Below are 14,573 nucleotides of genomic sequence, written 5' to 3' on the forward strand. Positions count from 1 at the left end.
GTGGCGGCAGCGGACGAGACGGGACCGTTCTTCCACGGCACCCTCGCGGTGCTGCGGGAGGGGGACCTGCTCGTGGCGGGTCGGCCCTCGAACTACCGCCCCGAGGTCGTGATGAACCACGTCTACTTCACGGCGCTCCCCGACGGCGGTGGACTCGCCGCGGAGCTCGCGGTCCTGCTCGCCGGCGCCGGTGCCCCGCACGTCTACGAGGTCGAGCCGACCGGGCCCTTCGAGGACGATCCGAACGTCACCGACAAGAAGTTCCCCGGCAACCCCACGCGGTCGTACCGCACGACGGCGCCGCTGCGGATCGTACGCGAGGTCCACGACTGGACGCGGCTGACGCCCGAGGCGCGTGAGACGTGGCGGGAGCGGCTGGCGACGATGCAGCGCGACCGCGCCGAGATCATCAACTGACGACCGACGGCGGTCGCTGTCGGTCGTCGGACGTACTGTGCGGCCATGCCCGAGGGTGACTCCGTCCACCGGCTCGCCGCGCGGCTCCGAGCGGTCGACGGGGCACGGGTCCGTGCCGGTGAGCTCCGCGGCGGCCCGGACGCCGGGCACGCGTTCGGTGGGCAGCGCGTCAGCGGCCACGCCACACACGGCAAGCACCTCCTCACCCGCTTCGACGACGGCACGACCCTCCACACGCACATGCGGATGCAGGGCTCGTGGACCGTGACCGCCCGCGGGCGACGGTTGCCGCTCCACGTGGCGCGGGACGCCCGCGTGCGACTCGCGCTCGACGACGGCCGGACGGTGTGGGGCATCGACCTGCCGGTCGTCGAGCTCGTACCGACCGCCGAGGAGTCCCGCGTCATCGGGTACCTCGGCCCCGACCTCCTGCACGACGACTTCGACCGCGACGAAGCCGTCCGTCGTTGCACGAGCGACCCCGACGCGACGATCCGGACGGTCCTCCTCGACCAGCGCCGGGTCGCGGGCCTCGGGAACCTCTGGGCGAACGAGCTCTGCTTCGTCCGCGGCGTCCACCCGGACCGTCCGGTCGGCGACGTCGACGTCCCGTCGGCCCTCGACACGGCGCGCCGGATGCTGCGGCACTCGGCGACCGTGCCGGACGCCTACCAGGTGACGACCGGGGTACTGCGACGCGGGGAGCGACACTGGGTCGTCGGGAGAGCCGGGCGACCGTGCCTCCGGTGCGGGACCCGGGTGCGGGCGCGCGACGACGTCGAGGTGGCGGGGTCGCCCGCGCGGCGGGTGTGGTGGTGTCCCCGCTGCCAGCCGGCGCCGACGGCGCGCTGACCGCCGGAGCCGGAGCCGGCGACTGCGTCTCAGGGAACGTTGAGCCGCTTCCGTCGCAGCCCTGCTGCGGTGAGCGCCATCACGAACGGGGGTTGCACGCGGGCGAGCCGGTGGATCGCAGCCTCGTGCAGCAAGCAGAGGTCGCCCATCTGGGCAGCGGTGAGCTCGCCTCGCGCGAAGGTGACCACACGTGCGTCGTTGACGTGGACGGCCAGCGCCTCGAGTGGTCGGCTCGCGATCCGGTGGTCCTTCGCGAGGAGCACGAACCCGGCCCGGGTCCCCGCCGCGATCCACTCCTCGTCGGCCATCCGCTGCGCACGCTCGTCGCCGAACTGCTCCGCGAGGGTGACGGCGTCCCACCCGGCGCCCCGGAGGCGCGCGATGAGGAGGCGGCCGCCGACGGAACGATCGAGCAGGAAGCGACACTCGCCCATCGTCACGCGGCCTGCAGGAGGAGCGACCGGAGTTCCACCGGCTCGAGGCCGAAGTCGTCCGCGACGTCCGACATCGCCTCGCCGGCGCGGACCCGGCTGATCACGTCTTCGACGCGGACGCCGATCTTCGCCACGGTCGGCTGACCCGAGTTGCGGTGTGGATCGACGACCACCTCGATGTGCTCGAAGGCGGGGAGCCGGAGGAAGTCCACGAACCCCTCGCGGTAGACGATGCTCTGCAGGTACTGGTCGACGACGTCCCGGAACACGCCCTGGTGGTTCCGGACGACGACGAGGTCTCGGTCGCCGTTCTCGATGAGGATCTCGGCGCCGTCGGTCCGGAGCTTCTCGCTGAGCAGGGCATCCTCCAGTCCGATCTCCTGGCGGAGGACGTCGACCGCGGGCCGGATCCGAGCCATCGGGAGACCGGCACGGCGGAACGACTCCACGATGTAGGCCTCTGCGAGCGCGTTGAACGGGACCGTGAAGCTCCGCCCCGGTCGCACCCCGGTGAGGATGGGCGCACTCCACCCCCACTCGCCTTCGCTCCGCTGCCTGAACCGGTGCCCGTGCGCCCACCGCGCGAACGAGGTCGACGGGGCGCGGACGATCTGCGCTGCCTCCGTCAGGGAGTAGATCGGGGTCGTGTGTGCCGCGTCGCCGATCGGTGTTTGCATGCAAACAGCCTACCGCGCGGAGGACTCAGAGCACCCGCTCGAGCAACCGCAGCGTCCCCGCGATGTCGATGCTCCGGTCGAGCAACCACTGCACCTGCAGCCCGTCGAACGCCGCGATGATGAGCGACGCCACCTGCTCGAGGTCCGCGTCCGAGTACCGCCCCGACGCCACGAGCTCGTCCCGGAGCTGCGCCGCGAGGTCCGCCCGTGCCGAGTCGAACCGCTCCGTGAAGAACACCCGCGCCTCCTCGTTCCCCGGCTCGACGGAGGCGCCGAGCAGCGTCGTGTAGAGCGTCACGAGGGCCGGCTCCTGCACGTTCCGGTCGGCCACTGCGGTCATGCCGGCGACGACCCCCGGGACCTCGGTGAGGGTCTTGCCCGAGAGGACGTCCCGCTCCCGGAGGACCTCGACGAGCAGGGCCTCGCGTGACGAGAAGTAGTGCCGGAGCGCCGCGTGCGAGATGCCGATCGCGTCGCCGATGGCCCGGAGCGAGGTGCCGTCGATCCCGCGGTTCGCGACAACGTCGAGCGTCCGGTCGAGGATCTCCTGTCGCCGCTGGATCCCCTTGGCGTACGGGCCCCGGACGCCGCTTCCCCCGTTGGAACTCACGCCTCCAGGCTACGGCGCGCCGGCTGGGGGAAGTGCAGCCGCGAAACAGTCGGGCAAAAAACTTCCGCGCGGAGGTTTTCGGTGCTACTGTCACCGTCACCTACCAGCACTAGGTATTCAGATGGGCACCAGCCCCTGTGGCTCGAGGAGGAGTCATGTCGACACCGACGTCGAAGGAAGAACCCAAGTCCGGTCTCGCCGGCACCGCCACCCCGCCGGTCACCGCGGCCGCCGGCGCGACGAGCGCCGACCCGGCAGCGGCATCGCGTGCGTTCTCGGTCGAGGGCATCACGCAGGCCGTGAGCGCGGTCCGCGTCGGTCGCGGCTACCTCTGGGCACTGAGCTTCGCCCAGTTCGGCCTGTTCGTCGCCCTGCTCACCCCGGTCTTCGTGAGCATGTCGATCAAGGCCGAGCAGCTCAACCCGAGCAGCCCCGAGACCGTCGTCGGATCGGTGTTGCCGTTCGGTGCCCTCGGTGCCCTGTTCGCCAACCCGTTGCTGGGCGCGATCTCGGACCGCACGCGCACCCGCTGGGGGCGTCGCCGCCCCTACATGGTCGGCGGTGTCGTCGTCTTCGTCGGCGCTCTCGCCTGGATCGCGTTCTCGGACAGCGTGCTGCAGCTCACCCTCGGGTGGTTGCTGGCGCAGATCGCCGCCAACACGGTGCTCGCCACCCTCACTGCGAGCTTCGCGGACAACGTGCCGGAGTTCCAGCGTGGCAAGGCGTCGAGCGTCATCGCGCTCGCGCAGAACATCGCGATCCTGGCCGGCCTCTACCTGGCCGTCTACCTCGTCGGCAACCTGCCGCTGCTGTTCATCGCACCCGGCGTCCTGGCGATCATCGCCGTCCTGATCTACGCGTTCGTCGCCCGCGACGAGCTGCCGACGACGACCATCAAGCCGTTCAGCTGGATCAACCTCATCAGCTCGTTCTGGACGAACCCGATCAGGCACCCGGACTTCGGACTCGCCTGGTGGGGCCGCTTCCTCATCACCTTCGGCACGTTCATGTTCACGACCTACCGCCTCCTCTACATGCAGGACCGGATCGGTCTCGCGCAGAAGGACGCCGTGGCGGTCGTCGCGTTCGGTGTGCTCCTCTACACCGTCGCCCTGCTCGCCAGCGCCGCGCTCTCCGGCTGGGTGTCGGACCGCCTCGGGCGCCGCAAGGTCTTCGTCTGGAGCTCCACTGCCCTCACCGCGGTCGGCCTGGTGATCCTGGCGCACGTCGACTCGGTCGGCGGGTTCTACTTCGCGGAGATCGTCCTCGGCTTCGCCTACGGCATCTACGCCGCGATCGACACCGCGCTCGTCGTGGACGTCCTGCCCGACCCGGAGCGTCCCGGCAAGGACCTCGGTGTCATCAACATCGCCAACGCGCTGCCGCAGTCGCTCGCTCCGGCCGTCGGTCTCTTCCTCCTCGGCATCGGCGGCGGGCAGAACTACACGCTCATGCTCTGGGGTGCCGGCGTCGCGGTCCTGCTCGGAGCCCTCGTCATCTTCCCCATCAAGTCGGTCAAGTAGCGGCTGACCAACCGCAACAACCTGGAGGCGCGACCCGCGTCGACGACGCGAGTCGCGCCTCCAGGCCGTCACCGCCACCCCGCGACGACGCGGGCAGAAAGGACCCACCATGGCACCCGCCATCTCCCTGCAGCTCTACACGGTGAACGCCGCGCTGGCGCCCGACCTCGACGGCGGCGTCCGCCGCCTCGCCGAGATCGGCTTCGACACCGTCGAGGCCTTCGCGTTCGTCGGCCGGTCCGCCGAACTCAAGCGGGCCTTCGACGCGCACGGCATCACCGCGAAGACCGGTCACGCCTTCCTCGTGCAGCAGGAGATCCCGCTGCCCGACGGCTCCGTGATGACCGCACCGTCCCACGCCGAGACCTTCGCCGCCGCGGCTGAGCTCGGCCTCGAGATCGTGATCGACCCGTTCGTCGGCGCCGACGAGTGGACCACGCGCGAGGGTGTCGAGCGCGTCGCTGCGCGGCTGAACGAAGCCGCCGCCGAGGCCGCCGAGCACGGCATGCGCGTCGGCTACCACAACCACGACCACGAGCTCCGGCCGCAGATCGACGGCAAGCCAGCACTCCAGGTGCTCGCCGAGCTGCTCGATCCCCGTGTCGTGCTCGAGCTCGACCTGTACTGGGCGTCGGCCGCCGGCATCGACCTCGTGCCGTTCATCCAGGAGCTCGGGGACCGGATCATCGCCGTACACGTGAAGGACGGGCCGATGCACGACGGGATCTCCACCGCGTCGATCCCGACCGACCAGACCCCGGCCGGCCAGGGCGACGTCCGCCTCGCCGAAGCCATCGCCGCATCCCCTGCGCTCGAGTACGCCGTCATCGAGTTCGACGGGTTCGACGGGGAGATCTTCGACGGGGTCGAGCAGTCCTACCGGTGGCTCGACGCCACGCTGAACAAGGAAGCGGTCTCCGCATGACCCGCACCGGGAAGGTCGGCGTCGGCTTCATCGGCGCCGGCATGATCAGCGAGCAGTACCTGACGAACCTCACGAAGTTCCCCGACGTCGAGGTCGTCCGCATCGGCGACATCGACAGCGAGCGTGCGGCGGCGTCGGCCGCGAAGTGGGGCGTCGCAGCGTCCGGCACCGGCGACGACGTCCTCGCGGACCCGGACGTCGAGATCGTCGTCAACCTCACGCTCCCGGCGACGCACGTCGAGGTCTCGGCCGCCGCCCTCCGCGCCGGCAAGCACGTGTGGAGCGAGAAGCCGATCGGGGTCGACCGTGCGTCCGCCGCCGGGCTCGTCGCCCTCGCCGAGTCGCTCGGGCTGGGGCTCGGCATCGCGCCCGACACCGTGCTCGGCTCCGGGTGGCAGACCGCCAAGCGCGCGATCGAGTCCGGCGCGATCGGCACCCCGCTCACCGCGGTGACGAGCTTCCAGTGGCAGGGGCCGGACGTGTTCCACCCGAACGCGTCGTTCCTCTACGCGAAGGGCGCCGGTCCGCTCTTCGACATGGGCCCGTACTACTTCACGGCGCTCGTGCACCTGCTCGGCCCGATCGCGTCGGTCGTCGCGACCGGCTCGACGTCGCGGGACACCCGCCAGCTCGTCGTCGGGCCGAACGCCGGTCAGGAGTTCCCGGTCGAGGTGCCCACCCACCTCTCCGTCCTGACCTCGTTCGAGCAGGGCGGCTCCGCCCAGTCGCTGCTCTCGTTCGACACCCCGCTGTTCCGACACGGCGTCTTCGAGGTGAACGGCACCGAGGGCACGATCGTCCTGCCCGACCCGAACACCTTCGGCGGCGGGCACCCGATCCGCATCGCACGGCCGCTCGGTGCCGACGTCTCGTTCCCGTTCGAGCAGGAGTGGGAGACCGTCCTCGACGAGGAGCCCACCGCCGGCCGTGGGCTCGGCGTGCTCGACATGGCGCGGGCGATCCGTGGCGGCGGCTCGCACATCGCGACGGGCGAGGTCGGCTACCACGTCCTCGACACGATGGTCGCGGTGGAGGAGTCCGTCGAGCGCCGCGCGTTCGTCGACGTCGAGTCCACCGTCGCGCCGATCGCATCGCTGCCCGAGGGCTTCGACCCCTTCGCGGCCACGCTCGACACGGTCGCCGCCGCGGTCTGACGACCCGCGGTCGCGACCAGGGCCTACGCCGCCGGTTCCTGCGCGACGCGCCAGCGGCGTGCAGGCCGTGTCGGTGGGGAGAGGCCCTGCTCACGTCCGCTGTGTGCGGAACGGGCAGGGCTTCCCGTCCGTCCGTCACGGCGCGCGCCGCACCGTGCCGGGCCAGGCCGACCTGCCCGGTCCCCGAGTCTCGGCTCGGCGGACAGTTCCGCGGCTCCGCGGCCGCGGAACTGTCCGTCCTGGCGAGTCTCGCGTCAGCGCGGCGACGCCGCGGCTCACCAGGGGACGACGCCGTCGTCCTCGAAGAACCCGCCGCGGGGGCCGTCGTCGGGCAGGATGGCGAGCCGGATGGCGGTCGCCGCGCCCTGCGCGGCCGTCCGGTCGCCTGCGAAGCCGTTGAAGTCCGTCGCGACGAGGCCGGGGCAGGCCGCGTTCACGATGATCGGCGTGTCCGCGAAGGTCCGGGCGTACTGGGTGGTGATGCCGTTGAGGAAGGTCTTCGAGGGCGCGTACGCGGCCATGACCGGCCCGGGCTGCCGGCCGAGCGAACCCATGCTGCTCGAGGCGTTGACGATCCTCGGCGCGGAGGAGCGGCGGAGCAGCGGCAGGAACGCGTTCGTCACGCGGACCACCCCGTAGACGTTGACGTCGACCACCTGGCGGACCACGTCGAGGTCGAGCGTCGTCGGGTCCTGCGTCCAGGTGACGGGGTCGAACGGACCCGAGATGCCCGCGTTGTTCACGAGGACGTCGAGACGCCCGAACCGCCGCTCGACCTCCGCGGCGGCAGCGACGACCCCGTCGTCGTCCGTGACGTCGATCCGGACGCCGTGCGCGTCGATGCCCTGCGTGCGCAGCCGTTCGACGGCCGCCGACCGACTGTCGTCGTCACGGGCACCCACCAGCACGCGGAGGCCCCGGGCGCCGAGGCCCTCGGCGATCGCGTACCCGATGCCCTTGTTCGCGCCCGTCACCAGCGCGGTGGTCCTGTCGTTCGTGGCTGTCGTGGCTGTCGTGGCTGTTGCGTCGTCGTGCTCGTCCATGACCCGATCGTCGGTCCGAGCAGGTCGCTGTGTCCAACACCAATCCGGTCATCGGTGGTACCCCACGGGTATCACCGGGCGTACGCTCTGGACGTGGACGACGTCGAGACCCGCGAGCTCCGGTACTTCCTGGCCGTGGCGGAGGAGCGACACTTCGGACGAGCAGCGCTCCGACTCGGGATGGCGCAGCCGCCGTTGTCGCGTGCGATCCGGCAGCTCGAGGCGCGGATCGGCGTGCAGCTCTTCGACCGCGATCGACGTGGCGTGCGCCTGACCCCGGCGGGTGAGGTGCTCCTCCGTGACGCTCCTGCCGCCCTCGACAGCGTGCGCGCGGCCGTCCGGCGGGCACGCCGCGCGGGTGCTCCGGAGCGGCGGCTCGTGCTCGCGACGAAGGCCGGATCGTCGCACGCGTTCCTGCAGTCCCTGCTCGACACACACCAGGCCGCCGTCGACGCCGGTGTCCCAGACGCCGTCCCGATCGACGTCGAGCTGTGCGAGATCGGCGAGCAGGCGGGGCTCCTGCTCGACGGTACGGCGGACGTCGCGGTGATGCACCGTCCGTTCGACGACTTCACCGGCATCGAGTCCGTCGACCTGCACTCCGAGCCGCAGGTCGCGATCGTGCCGTCGTCGCACCCGCTCGCCGCACGCCGCTCGCTGACGATGGCGGAGGTGTCGTCCGTACCCGATCTCCCGATCGCCCGGTGGCCCCTCGCCGACTGGAGCTACCCGCCGGGTCCGGGCCCGGAGGTGCACTCGCAGTCGCAGCTCGCCCAGCTCGTCGCCCTCGGCCGCACGCTCCTCGTCATCCCCCGGTCGAGCCGTGCGTGGCAGTGGCCGGAGCACTCCGCGGTGCCCGTGCTCGATGCGCCGATCGCCACGACCGTGCTCGGCTGGCCCGAGGGGCGGCGCACACCGGAGGTCGACCAGCTCGTCGCGACGGCGCTCCGGATCGAGGACGACTCCGAGGCCGCGACCGCCTGAGCCGGCGCGTACAGCGGGCGCAGATCAGGCCCAGAGCCGCTCGACCGGCACGGCGTGCCCGAGGACCCGCTCGGCCGCACGGTGCCCCGAGCACAGCGCTGCCGACACCGTCGCCGGGTCGTCCGTCCACGTGGCCTCGCCAGCCAGGTGCAGCACGCCGTCGATCGGCTCCGCGAGGTCGTCGTGGTCGGCAGTGGTCGACCCCGGCAGCATGTGCGCGTAGGACCCGAGCGCCCACGGGTCGTCCTGCCACGCGGTCACGAGCACCGAGGTCGGCGCGGCCACCCGGTCGCCGTACAGCCGTCGCAGCTGGTCGAGCACCGACGCGGCGACCCGCTCGGCGGACCACCCGCGGATCGCCCGCCCCGCCGGCCCCGCCGCGAACGTCAGCAGCGTCGGCTCGCCGTCGATCCGGGTGAGGTCGTACCAGGAGTGCCACCACGATCCCTCGGGACCGAGCTGGCGGACCGCGTACACGTCCTCGTCCCAGAACCGCTCCGGGAACCGCAGCACCACCTTCTCGAAGGCGTTCATCCGTAGGTGGCCGAGGGCCTCCCGGTGTCGATCAGGAAGCGGCGGGTCGAACGTGATCGTGCCCGCTTGCAGCACACCGACGGGCACGGTCACGACCGCGCTGCCCGCGGCGAACGGCGTGGAGCGTGCGCCGTCGTCGACCGTGACGACGACCCCTCCGAGACCGCGCGACACCGCGGTGACGGTGTGCCCGAGCCGAACGTCGAGCCCCTCGGCGAGGTGCGCCGGCAGCTCGTCGTACCCGTGCGGGAACACGACCTCGTCACCCTCGATGGTGTCGTCGTCGAGGCCGTGCGCCGCCAGCTCGTCCGCGCCCACCCCGTACTGCTCCTCGCTGCGGTGCTCGAGGTGTTCGCGGACCCGCTCGGCGCGTTCGGCGTCCCACCCCTGCGCGGCCACCGCCCGTTCGACGACCATGCGGTACGAGTCCGCCGGGGCCGACACCGCGATGACGTCCACGAGGGTCCGGTCGACGGCGTGCACGTCGTCGGCGAACCGTACGGCCTCGGCGTCGGACACACGGCGGCCGTCCGGCGCGTGGTACGCGATCGGACGGCCGTCCACCTGGTAGCCGCCGACGGTGAACTCCACGGTCGGCAGCCCGAACGCCCGCACCGCGTCCGCGACCGCGCTGCCGTCGATCCCGTGGATCCACGACGCCCCGCGGTCGGTGACCTGCCCGCCGGTCCGCTCGGTGTGCACCCGCCCGCCGACACGGTCGCGCGCCTCGAGCACCACGACCCGGCGCCCGGCGTCCTGCAGCAGCCGTGCCGCGGTGAGCCCGGCCACCCCCGCACCCACCACGACGACGTCCCACGAGGCGGTTCCCACGCTGGTGCTCCTCTCGGCGGCGGATCACGATCATCACAGGGTAGTGCGGATCCCGTCGCGAGGCGCTAGTTTCAGTGCTCGGATGCACGGTGCAGTGGATCCTCGGCGACGGATTTCGTCGCGTGACACATCCGAGAGGTGGCTGGTCATGCGGGACGGCGGAGTGGTGACTGCGGCCACCGACACGACGGCGGTCGACAAGGGCCTCCGGACGGGCGCGCTCGGCCTGTTCGGCAGCGTCGTCATGGGCATCTCGTCCACGGCGCCGGCGTACAGCCTGGCTGCGAGCCTCGGCCTGGTGGTCGCGAGCGGCGGGGCGCTGCTCGCGGGCGTCAAGGCGCCGGCGATCATGCTGCTCGCGTTCATCCCGATGTGGATGATCGCCGTGGCCTACCAGGAGCTCAACAAGGAGGACCCGGACTGCGGCACGACCTTCACGTGGGCGACCCGGGCGTTCGGGGCGGTCACGGGGTGGCTCGGCGGCTGGGGCATCATCGCCGCGGACATCATCGTGATGGCGAACCTCGCGCAGATCGCCGGCTCGTACGGGTACACCTTCGTCGGGGTGATGACGAACGACCAGGCGATCAGCGCGCTGGGGAGCAGCACCCTCTGGTCGACGGTGGCCGGCGTGCTCTGGATCGCCGTGATGACCTTCATCTGCTACGTCGGCGTCGAGGTCTCGGCTCGCCTGCAGTACGTGCTGCTCGGCGTCGAGGTGCTGGTCCTCGTGATGTTCGCGTCGGTCGCCCTGGTCCGGGTCGGCACCGGCCACGGCGTCGACGGATCGATCACCCCGTCGCTCAGCTGGCTCTGGCCGAGCGGCATGGACTTCGGGTCCGTGATCGCGCCCGCCATGCTCACCGCGATCTTCATCTACTGGGGCTGGGACACCGCGGTGTCGCTCAACGAGGAGACGAAGGACCCTGAGAAGACCCCCGGTCGCGCCGCGGTCATCAGCACCGTGCTGCTGCTCGTGATCTACGCGCTGGTGTCCATCGCCGCGATCGCGTTCGCCGGGGTCGGCACGAAGGGCATCGGCCTCGGGTCGCAGACCAACGCGGACGACGTGTTCTCGGCCATCGGCCCCACGCTCTTCGGCGACTCGTTCATCGGGCACGCCGCGATGGCACTGCTCGCGTTCTCGATCCTGACCTCTGCGTCGGCGTCCACCCAGACGACGATCCTGCCCACCGCCCGCACCGCGCTCTCGATGGCCGCGTACAAGGCACTGCCGACCCAGTTCGCCCGGATCCACAAGCGGTTCCTGACCCCGACGTGGTCGACGGTCGGCATGGGCCTCGCGTCCATCGGGTTCTACGTGCTCTTCACCGTCATCTCGACGAACCTGCTCACCGCCCTCATCGGGTCGGTCGGCCTGATGATCGCGTTCTACTACGGCCTCACCGGGTTCGCGTGCGTGTGGGTGTACCGGCGGACCCTGTTCTCGAGCGTCCGGAACGCCGTCATGCGCGGCCTGGTTCCCCTCGCCGGCGGGATCGTCCTCGCCGTGACGTTCGTCTACGGCCTCGTGCAGTTCGCTCAGCCCGACTGGCTGCAGGACGACGCCGGCCACGACGTCACCATCCTCGGGATCGGAGCGGTCGCGGTGGTCGGGATCGGCGCGATCCTGATCGGCGTCGTGCTCATGGTGGTGTGGTGGCTGCGGTCGCCCGACTTCTTCGCGGGCCGGACGCTCACGGCCCGGACCCCCGTGCTCGTGCTCGACACCCCCGAGGGCCTCCCGACGATGGGTCTGCCGGACTCCGGCCGCGAGCCGACGGTCATCGCGCCGGACATGTCGAACCTGCCGACCGGCAGCATCGCCGTGGACGAGGAGACGGGCAAGCGCTTCCAGCGGACGCGCTCACGTCGCGACGACCGTCGCGACGGCTGAGGTCCGAGCACTGCACGTCCGCCCCGCGGCCGACGTGACCGCCTGACGCACTGGAGGCCCGGTACCAGCTGGTACCGGGCCTCCAGGCCGTCGTGTGGCCACCCCTGATCCCCGGCGACCGCAGGTGGGCCGGTCGCCCGGCCCACCCGACGACGTCAGCGCGCGGTGCGCGCGCCGATGCGCGGGACGACGAGGCCGAGGACGACCATCGCGACCGCGAGGATGAGGTGCAGCACGTTGTCCGCGCTGTTCAGCGGCACGAAGTTCGCGCCGGTCGCCATGCCTGCCGTGAACAGGCCGTAGATGAAGACGACGAAGTAGACGATGCCGCCGATCACGAGGTAGTTCCGCGAGCCGACGTGGGAGCGGGCGGCGACGACGCCGACGACGCCGAAGAGCAGGTGCACGATGTTGTGCAGGACGGAGACCTGGAAGACGCCGACGAGCAGGGCCATCGAGCCGTGGCCGGCCATCGACATCGAGCCCATGTCCATCGTGAGGCCCGGGATGAAGCCGGCGATGCCGACGAGCAGGAACACGACGCCGAACAGCAGCGCGACCTTCTGGGTCAGCGTGGCTGCGAAGCCGGTGCGGGCGGGGGAGGTGTGTGCGGTCATGGTGCGGTCCTTCCGAACGGTGGGTTCGAACTCGATGGGCCCGAGGCGGAGATCGCCACGGAACTGTCCCAGTCGCACAGGTTCTTCGGAGCGGACCATCCGGTGGTTTGGAGGGGCTCGTGCGAACTCCTGCCGTGCCGGCTGCTGCTCCGTCGTGCTCCAGGTGTGCTGTGCCGGTCCAGCCTGCACGTTGCCTGTGGACCCGGTTCGGGTCACTGCGCTCGGCGGACTGGCCCCCCTCCTTCTGGGGGTGCGTGGCTCGGACCAGATCTCCGTCGTGCGGGGGACGCGCGTGGCCTGAGCGTCCCCCTAGCGTTGGCTGCGTGATCGAAGTCGAGCACCTCACCAAGCACTACGGCCAGAAGATCGCCGTGAACGACGTCTCGTTCGTCGTCCGACCCGGGAGCGTCACCGGCTTCCTCGGGCCGAACGGCGCGGGCAAGTCCACGACGATGCGCATGATCATGGGCCTCGACCGCCCCACCTCGGGGAGGGCGATCGTCAACGGCGCGCCCTACCGCAGCTTCTCCGACCCGCTCCGGCAGGTCGGGGCGCTGCTCGAGGCGAAGGCGGTCCACTCCGGGCGGAGCGCCTACAACCACCTGCTCGCACTCGCGGCGACGCACGGCATCCCGAAGGCCCGGGTGCACGAGGTCATCGACATGACCGGCCTCGACGCGGTCGCGAAGAAGCGCGTCGGTGGGTTCTCGCTCGGCATGGGGCAGCGCCTCGGCATCGCGGCGGCACTGCTCGGTGACCCGAAGACCCTGATCCTCGACGAGCCGGTCAACGGCCTCGACCCCGACGGCGTCCTCTGGGTCCGCCAGCTCGCCCGCCGCATGGCCGCCGACGGCCGCACCGTGTTCCTCTCCAGCCACCTCATGAGCGAGATGGCGCAGACGGCCGACCGTGTCGTCGTGCTCGGTCGCGGCCGGGTGCTCGCCGACGCCCCGATCGCCGAGTTCGTCGCGGGAGGTGGCAACGGAGGCGGCAACCGCGTGCTCGTCCGGACGCCCGCGCCCGACCAGCTCTTCGGCGCGATCGGCTCCGCCGCGTCCGCCATCACCCCGCGCGAGGACGGCGCCTTCGTGGTCGTCGGCCCCGACGCGCAGCGCATCGGCGACGTCGCCGCACAGGTCGGCGCACCGATCCACGAGCTCACCCCGATGGGCGCCAGCCTCGAGGAGGCCTACATGGCACTCACCCGCGACGACGTCGAGTACCGATCGGAGGGCGTCCGATGAGCGCCGTCACCATGCCCCGCTCCACGAGCCTCTCCTTCCCGCGCCTCGTCCGGAGCGAGTGGATCAAGCTGCGCAGCATCCGGTCGACGGTCTGGTGCTACGCCATCGTCGTCGTCCTGACCCTCGCGATGGCCTCCCTGCTCGGCGCCGTCGACACCGGCGTCCAGCGTGGTGCACCGACCGCCGTGGCGAACGAGCTCATCGTGCAGGTCAGCGCCGCCAGTGTGTCGCTGACCGCGCTCGTCGTCGGGGTCCTCGGCGTGCTCATCATCACGGGGGAGTACGGCACCGGGCAGATCCGGTCCACCTTCACCGCGGACCCCGGGCGCACCGGCGTCGTGCTCGCGAAGGCGTTCGTCCTCGCGCTGACGACCTTCGTGGTCAGCGCCGTCGCCACCTGGATCGGCGTCGCGATCACCACCGCGCTGCAGGCCGATCGGGACATCCGCCCCGACCTCGCGGACCCGGCGGTGTTCATGCCGATCCTCGGCTCGTCGGTGTACGTGACGCTCGTCGCGCTCCTGGCGTTCGGCATCGGACTCCTCGTGCGGTCGAGCGCGGGCGGCATCGCCATCACGCTCGGCATCCTGCTCGTCCTGCCGACGATCGTGCAGATCATCGGCGGGCTGACCAACCAGCAGTGGATCATGGACGCCTCGCAGTTCCTGCCGTCCTCCGCCGGGGCGCAGCTGTACACGTTCGACTCGGGTGCGCAGCAGGGCGACGGCCTGCACCTCGGCGGTTGGGGTGGTTTCGGGGTCCTCGCGGGCGAGGTGGTCGTGATCGGCGCGATCGCGCTCGCCGCGGCGCGGTCGCGCGACGTCTGACGAC

15 protein-coding genes are annotated in these 14,573 nt (G+C 71.4%); 9 read left to right on the forward strand and 6 right to left on the reverse strand.

Going from position 1 to position 14,573, the window contains the following annotated elements; translation table 11 throughout:
• Both arr and QPJ90_RS08170 read left to right on the forward strand, forming a co-directional pair.
• Nucleotides 1-417 (forward strand): NAD(+)--rifampin ADP-ribosyltransferase, encoded by a 417-nt coding sequence (arr, locus tag QPJ90_RS08165; RefSeq protein ID WP_290133925.1) that lies wholly within the window; start codon nt 1-3, stop codon nt 415-417.
• A 45-nt stretch (nt 418-462) separates the two neighbouring features.
• Nucleotides 463-1,269 carry a DNA-formamidopyrimidine glycosylase family protein gene (locus tag QPJ90_RS08170; protein ID WP_290133926.1) on the forward strand — a complete coding sequence of 269 codons (807 nt, stop codon included), beginning with the start codon at nt 463-465 and terminating at the stop codon, nt 1,267-1,269.
• Nucleotides 1,270-1,298: 29 nt separating this feature from the next.
• On the opposite strand, the gene QPJ90_RS08175 is transcribed toward QPJ90_RS08170, so the two are convergent.
• Genes QPJ90_RS08175 through QPJ90_RS08185 form a run of 3 tightly spaced genes read right to left on the reverse strand, consistent with a single transcriptional unit; the run spans nt 1,299 to nt 2,990 of the window.
• Nucleotides 1,299-1,703: a hypothetical protein gene (locus QPJ90_RS08175; protein ID WP_290133927.1), complete on the reverse strand. Its 405-nt coding sequence runs from the start codon at nt 1,701-1,703 to the stop codon at nt 1,299-1,301.
• A 2-nt stretch (nt 1,704-1,705) separates the two neighbouring features.
• On the reverse strand, nt 1,706-2,380 hold the full coding sequence (locus tag QPJ90_RS08180) for a DUF433 domain-containing protein (protein WP_290133928.1): 675 nt from the start codon (nt 2,378-2,380) through the stop codon (nt 1,706-1,708).
• A 25-nt stretch (nt 2,381-2,405) separates the two neighbouring features.
• Nucleotides 2,406-2,990 carry a TetR/AcrR family transcriptional regulator gene (locus tag QPJ90_RS08185; protein ID WP_290133929.1) on the reverse strand — a complete coding sequence of 195 codons (585 nt, stop codon included), beginning with the start codon at nt 2,988-2,990 and terminating at the stop codon, nt 2,406-2,408.
• A 155-nt stretch (nt 2,991-3,145) separates the two neighbouring features.
• On the opposite strand from QPJ90_RS08185, the gene QPJ90_RS08190 reads away from it, so the two are divergent.
• The 3 genes from QPJ90_RS08190 (at nt 3,146) to QPJ90_RS08200 (ending at nt 6,592) form a co-directional block, all read left to right on the forward strand.
• Complete coding sequence (locus QPJ90_RS08190; RefSeq protein ID WP_290133930.1) at nt 3,146-4,513, forward strand: MFS transporter; 1,368 nt, start codon at nt 3,146-3,148, stop codon at nt 4,511-4,513.
• Between the two features lie 109 nt (nt 4,514-4,622).
• Complete coding sequence (locus tag QPJ90_RS08195) at nt 4,623-5,438, forward strand: sugar phosphate isomerase/epimerase (RefSeq protein ID WP_290133931.1); 816 nt, start codon at nt 4,623-4,625, stop codon at nt 5,436-5,438.
• A complete protein-coding gene (locus QPJ90_RS08200) occupies nt 5,435-6,592 on the forward strand; it encodes a Gfo/Idh/MocA family oxidoreductase (RefSeq protein WP_290133932.1) in 1,158 nt (385 codons plus the stop codon). Before QPJ90_RS08195 ends, QPJ90_RS08200 begins: the two co-directional genes overlap by 4 nt.
• Before the next feature lie 275 nt (nt 6,593-6,867).
• On the opposite strand, the gene QPJ90_RS08205 is transcribed toward QPJ90_RS08200, so the two are convergent.
• Nucleotides 6,868-7,635, reverse strand: a complete 768-nt coding sequence (locus tag QPJ90_RS08205) for an SDR family NAD(P)-dependent oxidoreductase (RefSeq protein ID WP_290133933.1) — start codon at nt 7,633-7,635, stop codon at nt 6,868-6,870.
• 93 nt (nt 7,636-7,728) lie between these two features.
• On the opposite strand from QPJ90_RS08205, the gene QPJ90_RS08210 reads away from it, so the two are divergent.
• Nucleotides 7,729-8,619 carry a LysR family transcriptional regulator gene (locus tag QPJ90_RS08210; RefSeq protein ID WP_290133934.1) on the forward strand — a complete coding sequence of 297 codons (891 nt, stop codon included), beginning with the start codon at nt 7,729-7,731 and terminating at the stop codon, nt 8,617-8,619.
• A 24-nt stretch (nt 8,620-8,643) separates the two neighbouring features.
• Here QPJ90_RS08210 and QPJ90_RS08215 read toward each other — a convergent pair whose 3' ends face one another.
• Nucleotides 8,644-9,984 carry an NAD(P)/FAD-dependent oxidoreductase gene (locus QPJ90_RS08215; protein ID WP_290133935.1) on the reverse strand — a complete coding sequence of 447 codons (1,341 nt, stop codon included), beginning with the start codon at nt 9,982-9,984 and terminating at the stop codon, nt 8,644-8,646.
• A gap of 148 nt (nt 9,985-10,132) precedes the next feature.
• Between QPJ90_RS08215 and QPJ90_RS08220 the strand changes: the two genes are divergently transcribed.
• Nucleotides 10,133-11,881: an APC family permease gene (locus tag QPJ90_RS08220; RefSeq protein ID WP_290133936.1), complete on the forward strand. Its 1,749-nt coding sequence runs from the start codon at nt 10,133-10,135 to the stop codon at nt 11,879-11,881.
• Between the two features lie 155 nt (nt 11,882-12,036).
• On the opposite strand, the gene QPJ90_RS08225 is transcribed toward QPJ90_RS08220, so the two are convergent.
• On the reverse strand, nt 12,037-12,498 hold the full coding sequence (locus QPJ90_RS08225) for a DUF4383 domain-containing protein (protein ID WP_290133937.1): 462 nt from the start codon (nt 12,496-12,498) through the stop codon (nt 12,037-12,039).
• Between the two features lie 323 nt (nt 12,499-12,821).
• Here QPJ90_RS08225 and QPJ90_RS08230 point away from each other — a divergent pair, with 323 nt between their 5' ends.
• The gene (locus QPJ90_RS08230; RefSeq protein ID WP_290133938.1) at nt 12,822-13,742 is read left to right on the forward strand and encodes an ABC transporter ATP-binding protein; all 921 of its coding nucleotides are present in this window, start codon (nt 12,822-12,824) and stop codon (nt 13,740-13,742) included.
• Nucleotides 13,739-14,569: an ABC transporter permease gene (locus tag QPJ90_RS08235; protein WP_290133939.1), complete on the forward strand. Its 831-nt coding sequence runs from the start codon at nt 13,739-13,741 to the stop codon at nt 14,567-14,569. Before QPJ90_RS08230 ends, QPJ90_RS08235 begins: the two co-directional genes overlap by 4 nt.
• Nucleotides 14,570-14,573 lie beyond the last annotated feature (4 nt).

Source organism: Curtobacterium sp. 458, from assembly GCF_030406605.1.
Classification (GTDB): domain Bacteria; phylum Actinomycetota; class Actinomycetes; order Actinomycetales; family Microbacteriaceae; genus Curtobacterium.